This is a genomic window from Streptomyces sp. NPDC059371 (assembly GCF_042751995.1).
In the GTDB taxonomy this organism is placed as follows: Bacteria; Actinomycetota; Actinomycetes; order Streptomycetales; family Streptomycetaceae; genus Streptomyces.
Genome location: NZ_JBHYXD010000007.1, coordinates 39,381 through 58,028 on the forward strand (window position 1 = coordinate 39,381; position 18,648 = coordinate 58,028).

Annotated in this window: 13 protein-coding genes and 1 pseudogene; 6 read left to right on the plus strand and 8 right to left on the minus strand. The window is 70.0% G+C overall.

Features of this window, described 5'->3' with window-relative positions:
* Positions 1-145: 145 nt before the first annotated feature.
* On the plus strand, positions 146-1,858 hold the full coding sequence (locus tag ACFXGX_RS06405) for a serine/threonine-protein kinase (protein ID WP_384785427.1): 1,713 nt from the start codon (positions 146-148) through the stop codon (positions 1,856-1,858).
* A gap of 129 nt (positions 1,859-1,987) precedes the next feature.
* A complete protein-coding gene (locus tag ACFXGX_RS06410) occupies positions 1,988-2,347 on the plus strand; it encodes a hypothetical protein (RefSeq protein WP_384785430.1) in 360 nt (119 codons plus the stop codon).
* A 69-nt stretch (positions 2,348-2,416) separates the two neighbouring features.
* On the opposite strand, the gene ACFXGX_RS06415 is transcribed toward ACFXGX_RS06410, so the two are convergent.
* From ACFXGX_RS06415 to ACFXGX_RS06425, 3 genes and pseudogenes are all read right to left on the minus strand, one after another.
* On the minus strand, positions 2,417-4,192 hold the full coding sequence (locus ACFXGX_RS06415) for a serine/threonine-protein kinase (RefSeq protein ID WP_384785720.1): 1,776 nt from the start codon (positions 4,190-4,192) through the stop codon (positions 2,417-2,419).
* Positions 4,193-4,286: 94 nt separating this feature from the next.
* A pseudogene (locus tag ACFXGX_RS06420) lies at positions 4,287-5,194 on the minus strand (phosphotransferase family protein).
* A 180-nt stretch (positions 5,195-5,374) separates the two neighbouring features.
* Entirely contained in the window at positions 5,375-6,511 is a 1,137-nt protein-coding gene (locus ACFXGX_RS06425; protein WP_384785433.1) for an FAD-dependent oxidoreductase, read from the minus strand.
* A 204-nt stretch (positions 6,512-6,715) separates the two neighbouring features.
* Between ACFXGX_RS06425 and ACFXGX_RS06430 the strand changes: the two genes are divergently transcribed.
* Positions 6,716-7,342, plus strand: coding sequence for a TetR/AcrR family transcriptional regulator (locus tag ACFXGX_RS06430; RefSeq protein WP_384785436.1), 627 nt, complete (start codon positions 6,716-6,718; stop codon positions 7,340-7,342).
* 58 nt (positions 7,343-7,400) lie between these two features.
* Here ACFXGX_RS06430 and ACFXGX_RS06435 read toward each other — a convergent pair whose 3' ends face one another.
* The 3 genes from ACFXGX_RS06435 to ACFXGX_RS06445 all read right to left on the minus strand — a co-directional run bounded on the left by ACFXGX_RS06435 (position 7,401) and on the right by ACFXGX_RS06445 (position 11,977).
* Positions 7,401-10,712, minus strand: coding sequence for an NACHT domain-containing protein (locus ACFXGX_RS06435; RefSeq protein WP_384785438.1), 3,312 nt, complete (start codon positions 10,710-10,712; stop codon positions 7,401-7,403).
* Positions 10,709-11,059 (minus strand): trypco2 family protein, encoded by a 351-nt coding sequence (locus ACFXGX_RS06440; RefSeq protein WP_384785442.1) that lies wholly within the window; start codon positions 11,057-11,059, stop codon positions 10,709-10,711. Before ACFXGX_RS06440 ends, ACFXGX_RS06435 begins: the two co-directional genes overlap by 4 nt.
* A gap of 177 nt (positions 11,060-11,236) precedes the next feature.
* Positions 11,237-11,977, minus strand: coding sequence for an alpha/beta fold hydrolase (locus ACFXGX_RS06445; protein WP_384785445.1), 741 nt, complete (start codon positions 11,975-11,977; stop codon positions 11,237-11,239).
* Between the two features lie 168 nt (positions 11,978-12,145).
* Between ACFXGX_RS06445 and ACFXGX_RS06450 the strand changes: the two genes are divergently transcribed.
* Positions 12,146-13,003: a GNAT family N-acetyltransferase gene (locus tag ACFXGX_RS06450; RefSeq protein WP_384785448.1), complete on the plus strand. Its 858-nt coding sequence runs from the start codon at positions 12,146-12,148 to the stop codon at positions 13,001-13,003.
* 159 nt (positions 13,004-13,162) lie between these two features.
* On the opposite strand, the gene ACFXGX_RS06455 is transcribed toward ACFXGX_RS06450, so the two are convergent.
* Positions 13,163-15,019, minus strand: coding sequence for an MFS transporter (locus ACFXGX_RS06455; RefSeq protein WP_384785451.1), 1,857 nt, complete (start codon positions 15,017-15,019; stop codon positions 13,163-13,165).
* Positions 15,020-15,578: 559 nt separating this feature from the next.
* Here ACFXGX_RS06455 and ACFXGX_RS06460 point away from each other — a divergent pair.
* Positions 15,579-15,956, plus strand: a complete 378-nt coding sequence (locus ACFXGX_RS06460; protein ID WP_384785454.1) for a hypothetical protein — start codon at positions 15,579-15,581, stop codon at positions 15,954-15,956.
* A 193-nt stretch (positions 15,957-16,149) separates the two neighbouring features.
* Positions 16,150-17,184, plus strand: coding sequence for a helix-turn-helix transcriptional regulator (locus ACFXGX_RS06465; protein WP_384785457.1), 1,035 nt, complete (start codon positions 16,150-16,152; stop codon positions 17,182-17,184).
* Between the two features lie 28 nt (positions 17,185-17,212).
* Here ACFXGX_RS06465 and ACFXGX_RS06470 read toward each other — a convergent pair whose 3' ends face one another.
* Positions 17,213-18,565 carry an MFS transporter gene (locus ACFXGX_RS06470; protein ID WP_384785459.1) on the minus strand — a complete coding sequence of 451 codons (1,353 nt, stop codon included), beginning with the start codon at positions 18,563-18,565 and terminating at the stop codon, positions 17,213-17,215.
* Positions 18,566-18,648 lie beyond the last annotated feature (83 nt).

Genomic DNA, 18,648 nt, shown 5'->3' on the forward strand with positions numbered 1-18,648 from the left:
GGGGCCCCCCCCCCCCCCGACCCCTCGGGGCGGGCCGCGGCCCCCCCCCCGCGCTCTGGGCCCCCACTCACGATAATTTGGCCCGCCCCGACGCTATTTGTTGTGACGTCATGTGATGCGGCGTTACTTGTTCCGAGGGGGAGCCATGACACAGGCACTGCTCGCCGGGCGGTACCGGCTCAAGGACGTGCTGGGGCGCGGCGGCATGGGGGTCGTCTGGCGCGCGGAGGACGAGCGGATCGGCCGGACGGTCGCGCTGAAGGTGCTGCCGTCCGCATACGGCGTGCCGGCCGCGCAGGAACGGCTCGCGTCGGAGGCGAGAGCGCTCGGGCGGATATGGGACCCGCGGGTGGTGGCCGTACTCGACTACGGGCAGGACGCGGACGGCACGGTGTTCGTGGTCATGGAACTGGTCGCCGGTCACACCCTGGACCGGGCGGCCGCCGGTGCGTCGGTGCCCTTGATCCTGGACTGGGCCGGACAGATCTGCCGGGCACTGGAGGTCACGCACGCCGCCGGACTGCTGCACCGTGACATCAAGCCCGGCAATGTGATGGTCACCCCCACGGGAACCGTCAAGCTCCTGGACTTCGGCATCGCCCGGTTCGTCCGGGAGCCGGACGAGGCACACCCGCTCACCCTCGCGGGCCAGGCGGTCGGAACGCCCGCCTACATGGCACCCGAACAGCTCGGCGCGCCCGGAACGACCGACGGCAGGGCCGATCTGTACGCGCTGGGCTGTGTGCTGTACGAACTGCTGACCGGCGCCCGCCCCGACTGCGGCGGCCTCTACGAGAGGAAGCTGCCGCCCCCGCCCTCCCTCCATTCCCGCGAGCCGCTGCCTCCCGAGGTCGACGGACTCGTCCTCGCGCTTCTCGCCCCGGAGCGGGCGGACCGGCCCGCCGACGCGGGAACGGCGTGCGCCATGGTCGGGGCCGCGATGGACGCGTGGAGCAGGACGCACGGCCCGGCCGGCCTCGGGTCCGGCGCGCCCGCGTGGCCCGGTAACAGCGGCGGTGGTCCTGGAGGCACGCCCGGCGCGCCTTCTCCGTACGACCAGACCGTCCTCCTGGACGCCGTGGCGCCCTCCCCCGGACAGGGCGGTCCGGCGCCCCGGACGCGGGTCATGCCGATGTCCATGTCCGGCCTCGACCGCGTTCGCGAACTGGCCGACTGGCAGCGTGGGCATCCGGAGGCATGCCGCGACCCGCGCACGCCCGCCGTCAAGGAACTGCGCCACCTCGTCGAGGATCTGGTCTACCTCCCGGCAGGTCTGCTGGCCCACATCGACCTCTCCGGCCTGAACCTCGACAGTGCCGTCCTCATCCAGGGGAGACTGGCCGGGGCTCGGCTGACGGGCACTCAACTCTCCTTCGCCCTGATGCCGTTCGCCGATCTGCGCGAGGCGCACCTCGTCGGTGCGGACCTCGCGGGCACCTACCTCGGCTCGGCGAACCTGGCGGGCGCCGACCTGTCGAACGCGCAGCTCTACACGACCCATCTCACGGAAGCGAACCTGGCGGGGGCCCATCTGGCAGAGGCCAACCTCGTGTCCGCGGTGCTGTCCGACGCCGACCTGAAGGGCGCCGACCTGCGCGGCGCGGTCCTGCACGGAGCCTCACTCCGCGAAGCCCGGTTGAGGGGCGCCGATCTGTCGGGCGCCGACCTGCGGGGCACCGACCTCGCGGGCGCGGACCTGAGCGGTGTGCACTGGTCCGTCGAAACCTGCTGGCCGTTCCCGTCGACCGCCCTGCGGAAGCTGTCGTACTCCTCGCAGGCACCGGGCGGATTCGTCCTGCCCGACCCCGGCACGTCGTGGAAGCTACGGCGACTGCTGGACGGGGACGACGGCCGGTAATTCTCGATGGTGCGCCGGCGCCCCTGCACGCCTCGGCCGCAAACCTGTGGGAGCCGGCAGTGGCCTTCTGTCATTCTGCGTGCCATGTCCGCGCGAAATCGAAAGCTGCCTCGACACCGTTCCTGGCCCTTGAACACCACCGACATCAACGAATGCCTCGGCCCGTACATGAGCCGTGTGTCGGACCTGCGTTTCCTCGCGGGACGGGACAGTGGACCCATCGTCCTGGGAGCGGCATGGGTCGCTCCCCTCCCGCGCAACTACGGCCGCGGCATCCACCCGGAGACGGTCGGCTTCCGTATAGACATTCACCCGGTGGATGCCACTGAACGTGCCGCCACACGCGCGGTCCTGAAAGCCAGCGCCCTCCCCCAACTCCACACATGGATCACGCAGGCCATCGCCGCCGACGAGACCTGGCAACTGACGCCGCACCAGCACTACTGGCGACTTGCCGACGGCCGTCTCACCCATCGCGACGAAGGGTGAAACAAGTCCGGACAGCACTCGCACCGGCACCGGTGAAATGCTTGGAAGTCGGGTCCGGGACGGGTGGCGCTACTTCCGTACCCACTCCCCCGGTTCGGCGTCCACCGCCATGCTGAATTGCAGCAGATGACCATCGCGGTCGATCGTGAAGAAGAGCGAGTCGGGCTGACGGCAGTCCTTGCCCGCGTCCGCGGCGTACATCGCGGGGCTCAAGGCCAGCACCGGGGAAACGGCGCCGACGATGAAGGTGTTGTCGCAGTTCTCCGAGCCGTCCTCCGCCGCACCCGTGTCCCAGATCTGCACCAGGCGGCCGCCGACCGGGCCCTGGGTGATCCGGAGCATCCCCTTGTCCCGATTGCCCTCGATCGCCGGCACCCAGACGCCGACGTATTCGTCCGGCACCGCTTTCCGTCCCTCGGACGACCGGTAGAGCTCGGTCGTCGAGTCGCCGGACTTCCAGATCAGCACGTCCTTCGACCGCACGGTGAGACTCTGCTGCGACAACGGCTTGCACCGACCCCGCGGGACCTCCGCCGTCACCTGACTCTTGCCGACGACCAGCGAGTCGGTATCGGCGGAGACCAGCTTGGCGCGCCCGGTGCACTGCGCGTAGCCGTCGGTGTCGATGTAGGCAGCGACCTTGTCGCCCTGCCTGCCGGTCGAGATGTCCAGGCGCAACACCCGCCTCGGGAAGTCGACATCACCCTTGAGTACGCCCTCCCAGGCGCCGACGAAGTCCTTCGCGACACTCGGTCCGGCACCTTTCGACGCCGATGTGCCGGAGGCCGAACGGGTCCCGGAGGGTTTGCCGTTCGCCCCGGCATCCGTGTCACCGTTGTAGTGGAGGACCAGCCCCGTGCCCGTGGCCACCGCGGCGAGTGCCAGCACTCCCGCGAGCAGCGGCTTCCACCGCCGCCCGGACCGTGTCAGCGTCGGTGAACCCTGCGGCGGCGTCTCCGCGGTGAGCAGTCTGGCGGCGAGCCTGCCGAGATCGGCGAGCAGTTCCGCGGGCAGCCACGGATCGGCCGCGTCGGTACGGGTGTCGGCGGCGATCTGCTCGGCGGTGGGCCGCCGCTGTGGGTCTTTGTCCAGGCAGGCGGCGACCAGACCGGTCAGGGCGTGTGGCACCCCGGTGAGGTCCGGCTCCTCCTCGGCGATACGGAACATCAAGGCGTGCAGGCCCACTTCGGCGGAGCCGAACGGCAGTCGCCCCGTCGCCGCGTACACCAGCACCGACCCGAGACTGAACACGTCCGAGGCAGGTGTCACCCGATGGCCTCGTACCTGCTCCGGCGACATGAAGGCCGGGGAGCCGATGACCAGCCCGGTCGAGGTGCGCAGGCTGCCCGCCACGGTGTCGAGTGCGCGGGCGATGCCGAAGTCGATGATCCGCGGGCCGTCGACGGTCAGCAGGATGTTCGACGGCTTGAGGTCACGGTGCACCAGCCCCGCGCCGTGGATGGCGCGCAACGCCCGCGAGAGGCGCCCGGCCAGGGAACGCAGGGTGGCTTCGGGGAGCGGCCCGTAGCCGGAGTCGACGACCTGCTGCAGGGAGGGGCCAGGTACGTACTCGGTGGCCACCCACGGTGCCGCGGCCTCGGTGTCGGCGCCGAGCACAGGAGCCGTCCACTCACCGCCCACCCGGTGCAGCGCGGCGACTTCCTGGCGGAACCGGGCCCGGAACTCGGGTTCTTCGGCCAGTTCGGCCTTGACCACCTTCACCGCCGCGGCCCGCCCGCCCGCGGAACGTCCCAGGAAGACCTGCCCCATACCGCCGGCACCCAGCCTGCCGATCAGCGCGAAGTCCCCGATCCGCCGGGGATCCCCCGGCTCCAGGACGTACATCACTGCCCCGCTCTCCCGTGAATCAATGTGCCTGGCGCGGCGGCGACATTACCCGTTCGAACACTGCCGTGCGGGTGGGCGACGGGGAGGAAACCTACGCGTAGCGCTCGAACAGGGCGACGACGTATTCCTCCAGCCTGCCGGCCAGAAGGGCGGGGGTCAGATCCGTGCGGCCGAGTTCGCGCCAGGGGACGGCGACCTTCTCCGCGTCCGGGGCGAAGGCCAGGGCGTCGACGAGCCGCCAGTACAGATGGGCGTCGCGCCGTCCCGCAAGTCGCCCTCCAGCGGCGAGGTACCGGTCCGCGAAGCTCATGCCCAGGGGGACACCGTGCAGCAGGGCCAGGGCTGTTGAGCAGTGGGCCACGTCGAGGTCGGCCGGTCCCATGAGGTCTCCACCCAGTCGACCACACCGCTGAGACGTACGTCGTTCCCGTCGCCCTCGAAGAGAACATTGCCCGGGTGGAAGTCCCGGTGCAGGAAACAAGGTTGGTGATGCGGGGGATCCTTCCGGATGACGTCCACGGCGCGCTGCCACAACTCCGGCCGTACCGTGGACTCGGGGAGCGTCACCCGCTCCGGTGAGGCCCAGGCCTGCCAAGTCCGCGGCCTCGCCTCCTCGGAGACCTCGATCCGATGAACGCTCAGCAATTGCGCGGCCAGCAGATCGGCCCGGCGCTCGGCATCCCGATCGTCCAGACGGACGGACCCGGGCAGCGACGACATCAGCAAGGACGGGTAGTCGCAGTACGTGCCGGACGCGTCCACGTCCACGAGTTCGGCCGCGGGCACACCCGTCTTCCCGAGCAGACGCAGAATCGCGGCTTCGCGGGACAGCAAGCCGTTCGCGTGCCGAACGTAGAACGGCTTCTCGAAGGAGCGCAACACCAGAGCCCGTTGACCGTCCGGCCCGGAGATCCGGAGCCTGCGCATGTGCGAGGTCCAACCGCCTCGCAGGCGCTCGGCACCCGCTATCCGCTGACCCGGGGCGAGTCGCTTCTCCACCCACGACCGCGTGGCGCCCCACCCTCGCGCCTCACGTCCGTCTCCGGCTCGGCTGCTGCCCTCATCCTGGATCACGACGGGAAGGCTATCGGCAGCGCGGACAGCACTTCCTTGCTCACACCCTTCGTCAACAGGTCACGGACCGTACGACGGTGGGGCGTTCGGCGGTGGGGCGTTCGGTCAGGGGGTGGCGTCCTCGTCGGGGTAGTGGGGTTCGTCGGAGAGCAGGTCGTGGGCGTGGCCGTCGAGTGCGTGCTGCATTTCGGTGGAGCGGGGCAGCATGGTCTTCTCGTAGGCGCGGACGGCGTCGTCGATGGTCTCGTGGCGGGCGAGGGCCAGGGCGAGTTCGCAGGCGTCGAGCATGGCGAGGTTCACGCCGACTCCGAGCGGGGGCATGAGGTGTGCGGCATCCCCGAGCAGGGTGACGGTGGCGTCGTGTTCCCAGGTGTGGGGGACGGGAAGCGCGTGCAGAGGGCGGTCGACGTAGAGGCCGTCGTTGTCGCGGAGCATCTGCCTCAGACGGGGGGACCAGCCTCGGTAGCGGTCGAGGAGGATGTCCCGGATGCCGCCGGTGTCCTCGGCGGTGAGGCCGGCGGCGGTGATCCAGTCGGCGGGGACCCGCTGGATGACGTAGACGCGGATGTGGTCGCCGCTGTTGCGCTGGGCGAACAGCCCGCGCTCGCCGTCGGCTGCCGCGGCGCTGCCCTGTCCGACGAGTCCGGCGATGTCGGGGTGCCGGTTGTCGACGTCGTGGAACCACGCTTCGAGGAAGCTGATTCCGGTGTACTGGGGGGTGGCGTCGGAGAGGACGCGGCGCACCTTGGACCAGGCGCCGTCGGCTCCGACGACGAGATCGGCCTCGACGCTCGTGCCGTCGGTGAAGTGCAGCAGGCGGGTTCCCTGGGAGGGTCCGTCGACGGAACGCAGGGTGTGGCCCCAGCGCACGGTGTGGGGCTGGAGCGAGTTCAGGAGGAGGTCGCGTAGCTGTCCGCGGTCGATCTCGGGCTTGAAGCGCTCTCCTTCCTCAGGGACGTGGTGGAAACCGATCGTGCCTGCCGCGTGGTCCAGTCGGCGCATCTCCTGCCCTTCGGCGCGGGAGAGGCGGAAGAAGTCGTCCAGCAGCCCGGCCTCGCGCAGGGCGATCTGGCCGTTGTCCTCGTGCAGGTCGAGCGTGCCGCCCTGGTCGCGTGACTCCGGGCCGGCTTCGCGATCGTGGACGGTGGCGTCGATGCCGTACTGCTGGAGGATGCGGGCGCAGGTCAGACCGCCTGGACCAGCTCCGATGATGGCGATTCGGGGGGTGCGTCGGGTGTTCATGGTGGTGCTCCGTTCATGGGAGTGGGGACCGGCCGTGGACATGGCTGATCGCTCCGTTCGGACAGGAGTGAGTGAGGTGCGGTGAGGTGCGGGTGTCGGGGCCGGGCATCGCCTCGCGGCCACCACAACAGAAAAGCACACCGGATCAATAAGTGCAACGACTCAACTTTTTGGACGAGGCAACTAGTGGTGTAGATTAGCCCTATGCCCGAAGCCGCCTCCACGCCCGAAGCCACCCGCCGGAGCGATGACGCCCCTGCCCCCGTAGGGCGCCGCGAGCGCAAGAAGGCGGCCACCCGCCAGGCCATCGCCGACGCCGCCCTGCGCCTGTTCCTCGAGCGCGGCTACGACGACGTCGGCATCCGCGAGATCGCCGACGCCGCGGACGTGTCGACCACCACGCTGTTCAAGCACTTCCCCGTCAAAGAGGCGCTGGTCTTCGACGAGGAGGCCGATCAGGAGGCCGGCCTCATCGCCGCCGTACGCGAGCGGCCCCCCGGCCGGTCCATCCCGAACGCCCTGCGCGAGCACGCAATGAGCCACCGCAGAGGGGGCGCCGACAGCGATCCCCGCTTCACGACCTTTCTCGACCTGGTGAACAGCACCCCGGCCCTGCGCGATTACCACCAGGCCATGTGGCTACGCCACACCGCCGCGCTCGCCGAGGTGATCGCCGAAGAGAGCGGCCTCCCCGCGGGCGATCCGGCCTGTACAGCCCTGGCCCACTTCGCCCTCGAAGCACCCCACGCCGCCCGCGCCCACGACGACCCCCAGCAGGTCATCACGAGAGCCTTCGACCTGCTCGACAGCGGCTGGCGCGATCTCACCTGAGACGAGGCGCCGACGGGCGTCAGCCCCATTTGATCCGATCCCTGGAAAGCCGACGGCGTCAGCCCCACTTGATCCGATCCCTGGAAAAGTTCTCGGCACCGCGAATACCGGGATGGTTCCGCGGTGTGCCGACGAGCTGGATCCGCAGGTCCGGCATGCGCTCGAGCCCCGTCAGATCGGCCTCCCAGCCGAGGCCGGTGACGCCGAGCGTGAGGCGGCGCAGGGCCGGAAACGCGGTCGGCAGGAGGGTCAGGTCGATCTCCTTGAACCCATGATCCGCGTGCACCATGAGCCCGAGGTGGTTCACTCCGCCGTGGCCGAGACCCGAGGGCAGGCTGAACTCCCGCGCCTCGCAGGAGACGGACAACTGCGTGAGGGCAGGCAGCGCGCCGAGCATGCCGATCCCTTCGATCGCGGAGCCGGTGAGCCAGACCTGGCTCAGACTCGTCCACTCGGCCACATGGGCCTGCCAGTCGAGGGGCATGGACGTGAGCGCCAGATCCCGTACCCCGGGCAGCGCGGGCAGGGTGAACCGGAGCTTCTCGTACCGCCGATGGGGCCTGAGAATCATGGAGGCGAGGAACAGCGGGTCACTCGTGGTCGGGGCGATGCCGAGAAGAAGACTGGTCAGCCCTCGTACCTCGCCGAGAAGGTCGAAGGACTTGGTGTACCTGAGAGCCGTGGGCGTCCAGTTCAACAGGCTGGTCCGATGGCTGTTGGCGAAGTCGACGACCTCGTCGAGCGGCATGGCCACGCGTACCGCCAGTCCCTCGACCGAACCCAGGACGCGTGCCTGGGCGAGCTGCGCGGTCGAGTCGGCCACGAGCCGGGAGACGTCCAGACCGGCGAGCACGGCATCGGCGTATTCCTGCCCGGGACAGGTCTCCCAGATCCCGACGAGTACCGAGGCGAGTTTCTTCCGCTGCTCGAACGGCATCTGTGACAGAAAGGCGAGAGCCTCGGAGCCGCCCAGTCTGCCGGCCAACTGGGCGGCGCTCCGGCAGAGGTCCATGTCCTGCCAGTCGAAGTCGCGCTGCAGAGCGGAGAGCAGGTCGGGCCCGACCGAGGCGTACTGGTCGGTCTCGTGCGGGAGGCCCTCGTCCTGCGACCCCGTGGGCTGTGTCGGAGTCTTCTCCGGCCCTGCGGTAAGTGACTTGCTCTCCTCCTTCGCGGCGGCCCGGAAGGTTTTCGCGACGCCCGCGATCAGGGCCCCACGGTCCTCCTCCTCCATCTGTACCGCGTAGGGAATGCACGATGCCGCGGCCAGCCGCATTCGGGCACGCTGGGTCCGGTTGGTCACCAGTCTCGCCTTGCGCCGCAGTTGAGCGGCGAACTCGCGGGTGTCGGCGAGGTTGCACTGGCTCATGGCGAAGCGCAGTACGTCGTCCCACATCTCCTCCCCGGCGTGGCCGGCGAGTTGACCGAAGGATCGCTGAGCGACCAGATCCGTGGCAGCGAGGTAGTCCTGGAAGGTGCGGTGGCTGAAGCGCAGAGTGTCCTCGGCCGGGGCGACGAGAAGCCCGCTCCGCTCGTGCAAGGCCTTGCGGATCTCACCGGGGGTATGGGCGCCGGGCTCCCGCCCCAGACTCGGCAGCCGGCTCTGCACCTTCTCGTCGAAGCGCGTCAGGGTGATCTCCCGTTCGCCTTCCGCCGTCAGGTAGCCGGCGATCCAGGAGAGAACCGCCCTGCGTTGATCGATGTCCAGGCCCGGCAGCGGCTCGGGCACCTCGCGGTCCGCGTCGCGCAGTCCGAGCATCATGTCGACGGTCCGCGCGTACAACTCCTGCCGGAACCGCGGAAGCCGGGTGCCGTGCACCTCGTGAAGCTTGCACAACACGGCGCAGAGGAGCGGGGTCGCGGCGAGCGCGGAGAGATCCGACGACGCGTTGATGTGGCGGGTCAGGGAAATCTCGTACGAGGACAGACGGTCGATGCGCCGTTCGCGCTCCTCGTCCGCGAGCCGCGACGCGCTGACCCCGAGGATGGCAGCCCGGTGCCACTTGTGGATGAGCTCCGCCCGTTGGCCGGCGTCGAGTTCGACGAGCTTGAGCTCCACGAAACCGAGGCTGGCGGGCGGGGACCAGTTCTGCAGCGCCTCCGGGCGTCCCGTGACGATGACATGCAGAGCGGGGAACTCGCGCAGAAGATCGCTGATCCAGCGCAGTACGCCGTCCCGGTGGCCCTCCAGCACCTCGTCGAGGCCGTCCACGAGCAGGAGCGCCCGCTCCTGACCGAGCATCCGGCGAATCCACCCGTCCGGCGGGGCGACGTCACTCGCCATCCCGCTGAACTCGAGGAACTGCCCGATCCGCGGAGGGACTCCATCGCGTCCCTCGACCCGTTTCCATCGCGGCGCGTACATGTCTCGCAGGCGCAGCAGGAAGGGAATCCGGTCGTTGAACGGCGCGAGTTCGCCCTTGCACGAGCCGCGGGCCATGGAGACGGCAAGCCACTCGAGCAGGGTGGACTTCCCCGCTCCCGGGCTGCCTCTCAGCAGCAACCGCGTGTTCTTCGCGATCAGGGGCTCGACCGGTCTGGTCTGCTCGGCGTTCGACGACAGGCGGAGCGACGGGACGCCCGCGCGCAGACTCACGTACGCGTGGTCGATGCCGATGTCGTCCGCGAGGTGGCCCTGGAGACCGAGCCCGAACAACTCGATGTGCCCGTAACGGCGGATCGTGTCGCTGCGGTACGTGTCCAGGAACGCGGCGTCGCGCGCGTCCGACTCCGTGAGCGGCGGTGAGGGCCGGACTCGGAACAGCGCGTCGGCGAGCGGCGCCCCCTCGAACAGGGCGCTGATGCGGCTCGCCTCCAGCCGGGAGTGGTTCCAGCCCGTCGAGTCGCGCACGACGACACCGATCAGCCACCGGCCCGCGTGGAACACCGGCGCACCCGACATCCCTCTCCAGGGTTCCGGGCCCGTCGGCGCGTGTCCGTCGAGTTCGAGGGAGAGGTAGCCGTGGTTGTCCGCGCTGTTGGGTGCCACCTTGAACGCGGCCTCGAGCGGGGCGACACCGGCGGTCACCCGGGTCATCACCGCCGGCAGACCGAGGGCCGAGCAGGAGTCGAAGCGCGCGTCGGACGCCAGCTCGCGCAGCGGCACGACAGCCAGCTCACCCGGTGCGGCAAGATCCTCGGCCGCAAGGAGTACGGCGATGTCCTTCTCGATCCGCACGACTTCCGCGGTCGTCACGCGCAGGGTGTGCAGCCGGCACACACGCAGGTCCTCAGCGGGAATGTCGTCCACGACGTGGCCCGCGGTCACGACCACACGGCTGTTGAGGAGGTAGCCGCTGCCGCGCACCTGGTCGTCTCCCGTCATCAGGGCGACCAGGTGGAGGCGGCTGGGGTGCCGGACGGCGGCGGTCATCGGACGATGCGGTGGCCGGAGTCGGTGTTGCGGATCTCGGGGCTCTCGCCGGTGGTGGCCGACACGGGCGTGAGGTTGAGCGTCACCCGATGAGTGTGCGCCGTGGACCGCTTGCGCTCCGCGTCGGCGGTGACGACCCACGCCTTGACCCCGCCCTTGACGGTCCGGTCACGGGTCAGCGCGACGGTGAACTCAAGCTGGATCGGGCCGACTTGGAATCGGATATCCGAGTCGGGGTCGGACGCGGCCGCCTCCGTGATCTGTGCACGGAGTGCCTGTACGGCGGCCACCAGGTCGACGGAGGCCCCGGCGGGACCGTCGTCCGGTCTGCCGCGAGAGAACCACATCTCTCCAACTCCTCCCCCAGCCGCAGCATTTGGGCCACATCATGATGAGCCCCGAGGCGTGGCCGAGCAAGACCGTCTTCCCCGTCACCCTCACCACGCCCGGCACCCTCACCACTCCCGGCACTCCCCCGCTGCTCCGCCCGGCCCGATGACGGCGTGGAGGCCGGTATTCAGCGCTCAGCTCTCGTACAGCCCGGCGCCCCCGCCGGTCGCCGCACGCGTCAGTACGTCTGCCAGCTCCACCGGGGTGGAGAGCATCGGGTAGTGGCCGGTGGGCAGTTCGAAGAAGGTGACTCCGGGCTCGGCGAGCTTGGCGAACCGTGGCAGACCGGTACCGTGCAGTGTGCGGGCGAGCTCCAGGCTGAGGCCGTTCGCGAGGCAGAAGACCCCGGTGGTCGGGAGCTTGAGCCAGGCGCCGGTCAGCTCGATCGGCTCCGTGACGGTCCGGACCGGCTGCGGGGTGGCCAGACGGTGGTAGCGCGCCAGCTCCGCCGGCGGAACGGCGTGCAGCGCCGGGATCTCCTCGGGCACCGGGATGACGCCGTCGAGGGCGCGGTCGAGCAGGCCGAGCTGTGGCATCTGCGCCACCAGCGACTCGCCCGGCTCCGGGAAGCCGGTGTCCACGAACACCACCCGGGCGACCTGTCCGGGGTACCGGTCGGCCGCCGCGAGGGCGGGGAAGATGCCGTAGCTGTGCGCCACCAGCACGATCCCCGGGCCCTCCGCGTCCAGCAGTGCCGCCACGGCATCGGTGTGCTCGCCCAGTCCGACACCTGCGGGGTCCTCCCCCGCCCGTTCGGCCGTGCCAGGCAGGGTGACCGGAAGTGCCCGGTGCCCTCGCGCGGTCAGCTCGGCGGCCACCGCCTCCCAGGCCCAGCCACCCATGAAAAGTCCCGGGACCAGCAGAAACGTCGTCATCACAGACCTCTTTCGAAGCATCGCGTGCGGTCGGTCAGGACGGTAGGACCTCCCCTTGGGGGAGATTCCAGCCGCAGGCGTACGAGCCGGCCCGGGATGGGCAGGCGATGCGGTCGACAGCCCGGACCGAGCGAAATGAGGTGGCGTCGGTGATGCCCAGTTGTTTGGATGCCCGACGTGACTTCTGCCGACTTTGACGATCACCCTGAGCGGGCGCTGCTGAACCGGCTCGAGGAGTACTACGACGCGGTCCCGCGCCACGGCGCCCGTGCCGAGGACATCGGGCCGCTCACCCTGTTCGTGCGGGAGGGACCGGGCTGGCCGTTCTACGCACGTCCCGCACGGGGATGGTCCGGGCCGCTGGAGGCGGCCGACGTGCGCAAGGTCCGTGCCCGTCAGCGGGAACTGGGGATCCCTGAAAGTTTCGAGTGGGTCGCCGAGACCACGCCGACGCTGCGGGCGGCGGTCGAGGAGTCGGGACTCGTGGTCCACGAACATCCGCTGATGGTGCTCGATCCATGGGTTCCGGCAGCGCCGGTGGAGAGGCCGTCCGGCACCCGGTCGGTACGGATCGTCGGCGCGGACGATCCGATGCTGCCCAGCGCCCTGGCCGTTCCTCACCTCGCCTTCGCCGAGCCTGGAACCCATGTGGGTCTCGCGGGAACACCGCAGTTGGCGGAAGCGGCCGACGCCTGTGTCGCCGACGGATCGGTGGAACGCGCGATGCTGCGTGTCCGGGCAGGTCTGACGGTGGTCGTCGCGGCCGTCGAGCAAGGGTCGGCACTGTCCGCGGGCCAGCACCAACCGCTCGCGGGAATCAGCGAGATCGTCGGCGTGGGAACGCTTCCCTCGGCTCGCCGTCGCGGTCTCGCCCGCGCGGTCACCGCGGCCCTGGTGGCCGACGCCCGGTCACGGGGAGCGGACACCGTCTTCCTGTCGGCCGGTGACGACGACGTCGCGCGGATCTACGCCCGACTCGGGTTCCGCGAGATCGGTACGGCGCTGATCGCCGAACCCGCCTCATAGGTCCACTCCGTCCGCTCCGCTTTGGGCACCACTCGTCGGTCATAGAGCTCGGAAGGGCGGTTGAGAGGGACCGTCACTGCACGTCAGAGGGTCGCGAGCCAGGCGGCGGTCTCGTCGGGGTGGGCGAAGCGCACGGTGGCGAGCGGGGAGAAGCGGGGGTCACGGATCCGGCGTTCGATCTCCTGGCGGCGGGACACGTACTGGGACCAGGACCACCAGACAGGATGCTCCCGGCTCAGCCACCCCCGCCAGGTCTCCCGGTTGCCGCCGAAGAGGACCTCGCGACGGGCTGAGCGCCGCAGGGAGCGGCGCACCACACGGGGCGCGACCACGCGCCTCGGGTAGTCGAGCCACACCACCGTGTCCGCCCTGCCCCACAGGAGATCGCGGACCTCCGGGTAGCCGAGCGAGTCCACCACCCAGCGGGGCCTCGCGCCGAACCGCGCCACGTCCTCGGCGAACGAGCCGTTCACGGCCCAGCCGGGGCCGTCGTAGTAGAGCGCGTCCATCTCGTGGTACGCCAGACCCAGCCGCTCGCCGAGAGTGCGCGCGAGCGTGGACTTGCCCGCGCCCGTGACCCCCACCACCAAGATCCGTTCCACGGCGGCAGCCTATCCGGGGGCGGTGAGCTCCTAGACGGTGCGGCGGCGGCTGCGTTCGGCCGACAGGTCCGCGGCGGGCCCGTGTGATGCCCCATCCCACCAGCGCCGCGGTCAGGAGCGTGAGAGCGAGGCCGGCCCAGGTGATCGCGTCGTGGAACTGTGCGGTCTGGTGAGTGCTCCAGTGCGACGTGGCGATGTCGCCGGTGAAGAGTGCCGCGAGGATGGTCCCGCCGACCGCGATGCCGATGCCGGTGGTGACTTCGCCCGCGGTGTCCACCAGCGCCGATCCGATGGTGGTGCGGTTGGCCGGGAGGCCGCGCATCACGTTGGTCCCGGCGACGACACCCACGACGCGCATACCGGCGGCGACGAGCATGAGTGCGAGGGCGATCCACCCGTAGCCGAAGCGGCCCAGGAGCCCGTAGACGGCGAGCCCGCATACGACGGCTCCCGCGCTGAGCCAGGAGGCCTTGTCGAGGCCGACACGCGTGACCAACGGGCCGATGAGCGCACCGCCCACGATGAGCACGACCACCTGCGGCAGCATGCCCAGGGCCGCCTGGGCGGGTGTCCAGCCCAGGTCGAGCTGGAGCTGCAGGGTCACGAGGTAGCCGAGTCCGGCGGTCGCGAGGCTCGCGGCGGCCTTGAAGGCCAGGCCGCTCGACACGAGGGGGCGGGCGACGAGTTCGAGGTCGAGCAGCGGATGGCGGGCGACACGCTGACGGACGACGAACAGCACGGCCGTCAGGGCGGCCGCCGCCGTGGTCAGCCACGGGAGCAGCGACGCGGTACCCGCGTCGACGAACAGCGTGGGCGCGACGAGCGTCAGCACGATCGCGGCCGTACCGAGCAGGGCACCCGTACCGTCGATCGGTTCCCTGTGCAGCTCGTCCGCCTTGTCGGCGGGGATACCGCGCCGGATGCCGATGAACGCGAGTGCGGCGATCGGCACGTTCACCAGCAGCAGCATCTGCCACGGAGCGAACGCGAGCACGAAGCCACCGGCCGTGGGCCCTATCGCGAGTCCGACCAGGCCGACGGTCGAGATCAGCGTGGTCGCACGGACGCGGAGCGCGTCCTCGTCGAACAGGCGGAACGCCAGCGCGAGGGAACCCGGCGTCGTCATCGCGGCCGCGACGCCCATGGCCGCCCGGACGGCGATGAGTTGCTCCGCCGTCGTGACGAACGCGGTCGCCAGACTTGCCCCACCCAGCAGCACCAGCCCGACCAGCATGACCTTGCGGCGACCGACCCGGTCGGCCAGCGCGCCGAGGGCCAGCATCAGCCCGCCGAACACGACGGCGTACACGCCCGTGACCCACTGCAGAACAGTCGTCGACGCCGACAGTTCGCGGCCGATGGTCGGCAACGCGACGTTGAGGATCGAGTTGTCGAGCATCTCGAACAGGAACACCGCTGACAACCCGGCGAGGGCTACCCCCGCCTCGCGGAGGGAGCGTGGCGGGGCTTGGCTGAGGGAGCCCTGCGACGGTTCATGGAGGGAACGTGGCGAACGGGAGGCTCCGGCGGGAGCACCGGCCTTCTCGACGGCTCCAGGACGACGGACATTCACTGCGCACTCCTTCGATGTGAAGAAGTGGCGGCCCGTCCGGTACCGCGTATGCGCGTGTGTCCCCGGCTCCATCGAATCGAGTCGATGTCCTGCGGTGAACGCACGTTTCTACTTCCAGTGCTCCGACAGTACACCCCGCGCCGAGACCACGTCGCCGCCCGCTTCGGGCCGGGTTCGGGCCGGGTTCGGGCCGGGTTCGGGCCGGGTTCGGGCCGGGTTCGGGCCGGGTTCGGGCCGGGTTCGGGCCGGGTTCGGGCCGGCATGCTCACCGGCACTCTCTTGTCACCCCCCTGTTTCTGGGGGATTCACTCGGCATTCCGGCCAGGGCATCGTCCTCGGTGTGCTCCGGACCACGGTGCATCCGCCCGGCAGCGCATTGCCGGCGAACAATCAGGGGGAAATGATGATGAAGAGTGTCCTGCCGCGTCGTAGCACGGTCGTCGCGGCGCTGAGCGCCGGCGTGCTGTTCCTGGGGGTCGGCAGCGCGTCCGCCGCGAACGCGCTGATCCACGTGGGTGATAGCGCGGGCGTCTTCAACACCCCGCACACCCGCGGCGGCAAGGTGGGAGTGCCGGACCTGAGGTTCGGCGACGCCGTCGTCGCCGACTGCTGGGACCGCGGTGACAACATCGACAACCGCGGAAACGTCTGGTACCACACGGTGTCCGAGCGGTACACCGCCACCACCGGCCAGGAACTCTTCGTCACGGGGTGGACCTACGGGGCGTACGTGGACGGCAACGAGGCATTCCACGACGGGGCCATTCGGGAGTGCTGACGGAATGAACCCGGTCGCCCGGTCCGTGGCCACTCAGGACCGGGCGACGCGCGGAAATTGCGGAAAGGACGGGAATAGAAAGTTCCAATTGCGATTTCTCGACGGCTGCCGTATACACGCCAAGGAGTGTCATCTCTCGGCCAACGTGCCGCGAATCCGTGCTCGTCGAGTGGTGCGGATTCACACTCCTTCCATGAATCCGGACGTGGAACAGACAGTCCGCACGTTGGCGCCCGCGGTGGCGGGGGCCACGACAATCCCTGAACTGGGTTCGGTGATCTCACGGCAGATCGCGGAACTCGTACCGCACGACGGATACATGCTGAGAGGAGTCGACCCGATCACGGGCGCGGCATGTTTCCTCACCAAGGAACATGGTTACGCGGCAGACTTCTATCGCGAACTGGAATCCGCGGAAATCCTCGGCCACGGGCAGCACACCTTGACCGCGTTGGTCGGACGTGGCCGTCCCGTCGCGGTCCTCGCGTCCGACTCACCGGGCGGACGACACCGTGTCCGGCACCAGGAGATCATGAACACGACCGACGTCGGCAGCGAGATGCGGGTCGCCCTGACCCTCAAAGGGCTGACCTGGGGTTTGCTGGTACTGCTGAGAGCGAGAGGCAGCAGACCCTTCTCGACGGCCGACGCGGTGAACGCCGGCCGCCTGGCCGGCCCTCTGGCGGAGGCGCTGAAGCAGTATGTCGCCGGTCGTTTTCTGCGTCCCGTTCGCAGCGCGCCCCCACCCGGAATTGTGGTGATCGACGGCAGCGACACGATAAGGGCGGTGACCCGAACCGGCCATGAATGGGTGAGCAAACTCGTACAGGATGCCGAGACCGCTGACGAGAGCGAGATATTCGCGCACGTCTGGAACATAGCCCTCATGGCACGGCAGCCAGGCCGTCAGGCACTGAGCCGTATCCCCGGCCCCGACGGGTGGATCGTGCTGGAGGCCCAGCGGCTCGACGATTCGGATCTCGGCGGTGTCGCGGTGACCATCCAATCCGCCTCCTCCGACGTACTGCTGCCCGCCGCGGCCGTTCTGTACGGGATCACCTCACGGGAACAGGAGGTGATCAGGCGGGCTCTCGACGGACTGGCCGTCAAACAGATCGCGCGCAGCCTGAATCTTTCTCTGCACACCGTCAACGATCATTTCAAGGCGATCTATCGAAAGACGGGTGTCAACAGTCGTGAAGAACTCCTGTCGAGCCTTTCGCGATGATCCGGCCGTCCCGCGTCTCCAACTCCGGTCAGTCGCGGGGCAGGAGGAGGCGGGACAGCGCGGCGGTGGCGATGAGGAGGGCGGCGACGGCGAGCAGGCCGATGCGCATGCCCGGCAGGGAGAAGTCCGCGCCGGAGCCGGAGAGCAGGCCGCCGAAGAGGGCGACGGCGAGGGCACCGCCGGTCTGGCGGAAGGAGTTGAGCAGTCCCGACGCCGTCCCCGCGCGTTCTCCGGGGACGGCGTCCATCAGCAGTGCGGTCAACGCGGGCACCACGAGCGCCCCGCCGATGCTCAGCGGCAGCAGTAGGACCAGTACCAGCCATACGGGGGTGTGCGCGGCGAGCGGCAGCATGGCCAGCATCGCTCCCGTGAAGATCAACTGACCGGCGACGATCACCGGCCGACGCCCGACGCGCTCCGCCAGTCGCGGTGAGACGAGGTTGGTCGCCGTCACCACCGCGGACATCGGGACGAACATCAGCCCCGCTTCGATCGCCGACATTGCGCGCAACTGCTGGTAGTACAGGCCGAGAAGGAAGATCCCGCCGTAGAAGGCGGCGTTGACGGCGAAGCCGACCGCCAGCGGGACGGCCACCCTGCGGTCCGTCAGCATGCCCAGCGGGACCATGGGCCGACGGTGCCGGGCCTCCACCATGACGAAGGCGCACCCGGAGGCTACGGCGAGCGTGGCGGCCGCCGCCACGGGGCCGCTGGTCCAGCCCAGGTGGCCGCCCTCGATCACCGCGAAGGCCAGCCCGGCGAGGGCCAGTATGGCGGTGAGTTGTCCTCCGGCGTCCACCGCGGCGGGCCGGCGCGCGGAACGCGGCACCCGGACCAGCAGGCCCAGGATCACCGCGCCCACGGGGAGGTTGAGGAGGAAGACCGCTCGCCAGCCGGCCGAGTCGGTGAGCAGCCCGCCCAGCACCGGACCCGCGGCCATCGCCACCGAACCGCCGACGGTCCACAGCGCGATGGCGCGGGCACGCGCCCGGGCGTCGTCGTATGCCTGGCGGACCAGTGCCAGCGAGGCCGGCATCACGATCGCGGCGGCGGCGCCCTGCGCCACGCGCGCGGCGACCAGCACGCCGATGCCGGGCGCCAGTGCGCAGCCGAGGGAGGCGAGCGTGAACAGGGCCACGCCCCAGGCGTAGGCGCGACGGGCGCCCGCATGGTCGGCGAGGGCGCCTGCGGAGATCATCAGCGCCGCGAACATCAGGGTGTACGCGTCCACCACCCATTGCAGTCCGGTCATCCCGCCGCTGAGGGACGTGCCGATGGCGGGCAGGGCGATGTTGACGGCCGAGACGTCGATGGTGATCACCGTGAAGCCGAGCAGCGCGGCGATCAGGGCGCCGCCGCCACGCGGCGGCACGGTGGCCACGCCGACGGCCGGCTTCGCTGGTCGGGACCGGTGCGGCCTTTTCTGCCGGAGAGTGGACGTCGACGACCGCGGATCGTGGCCGC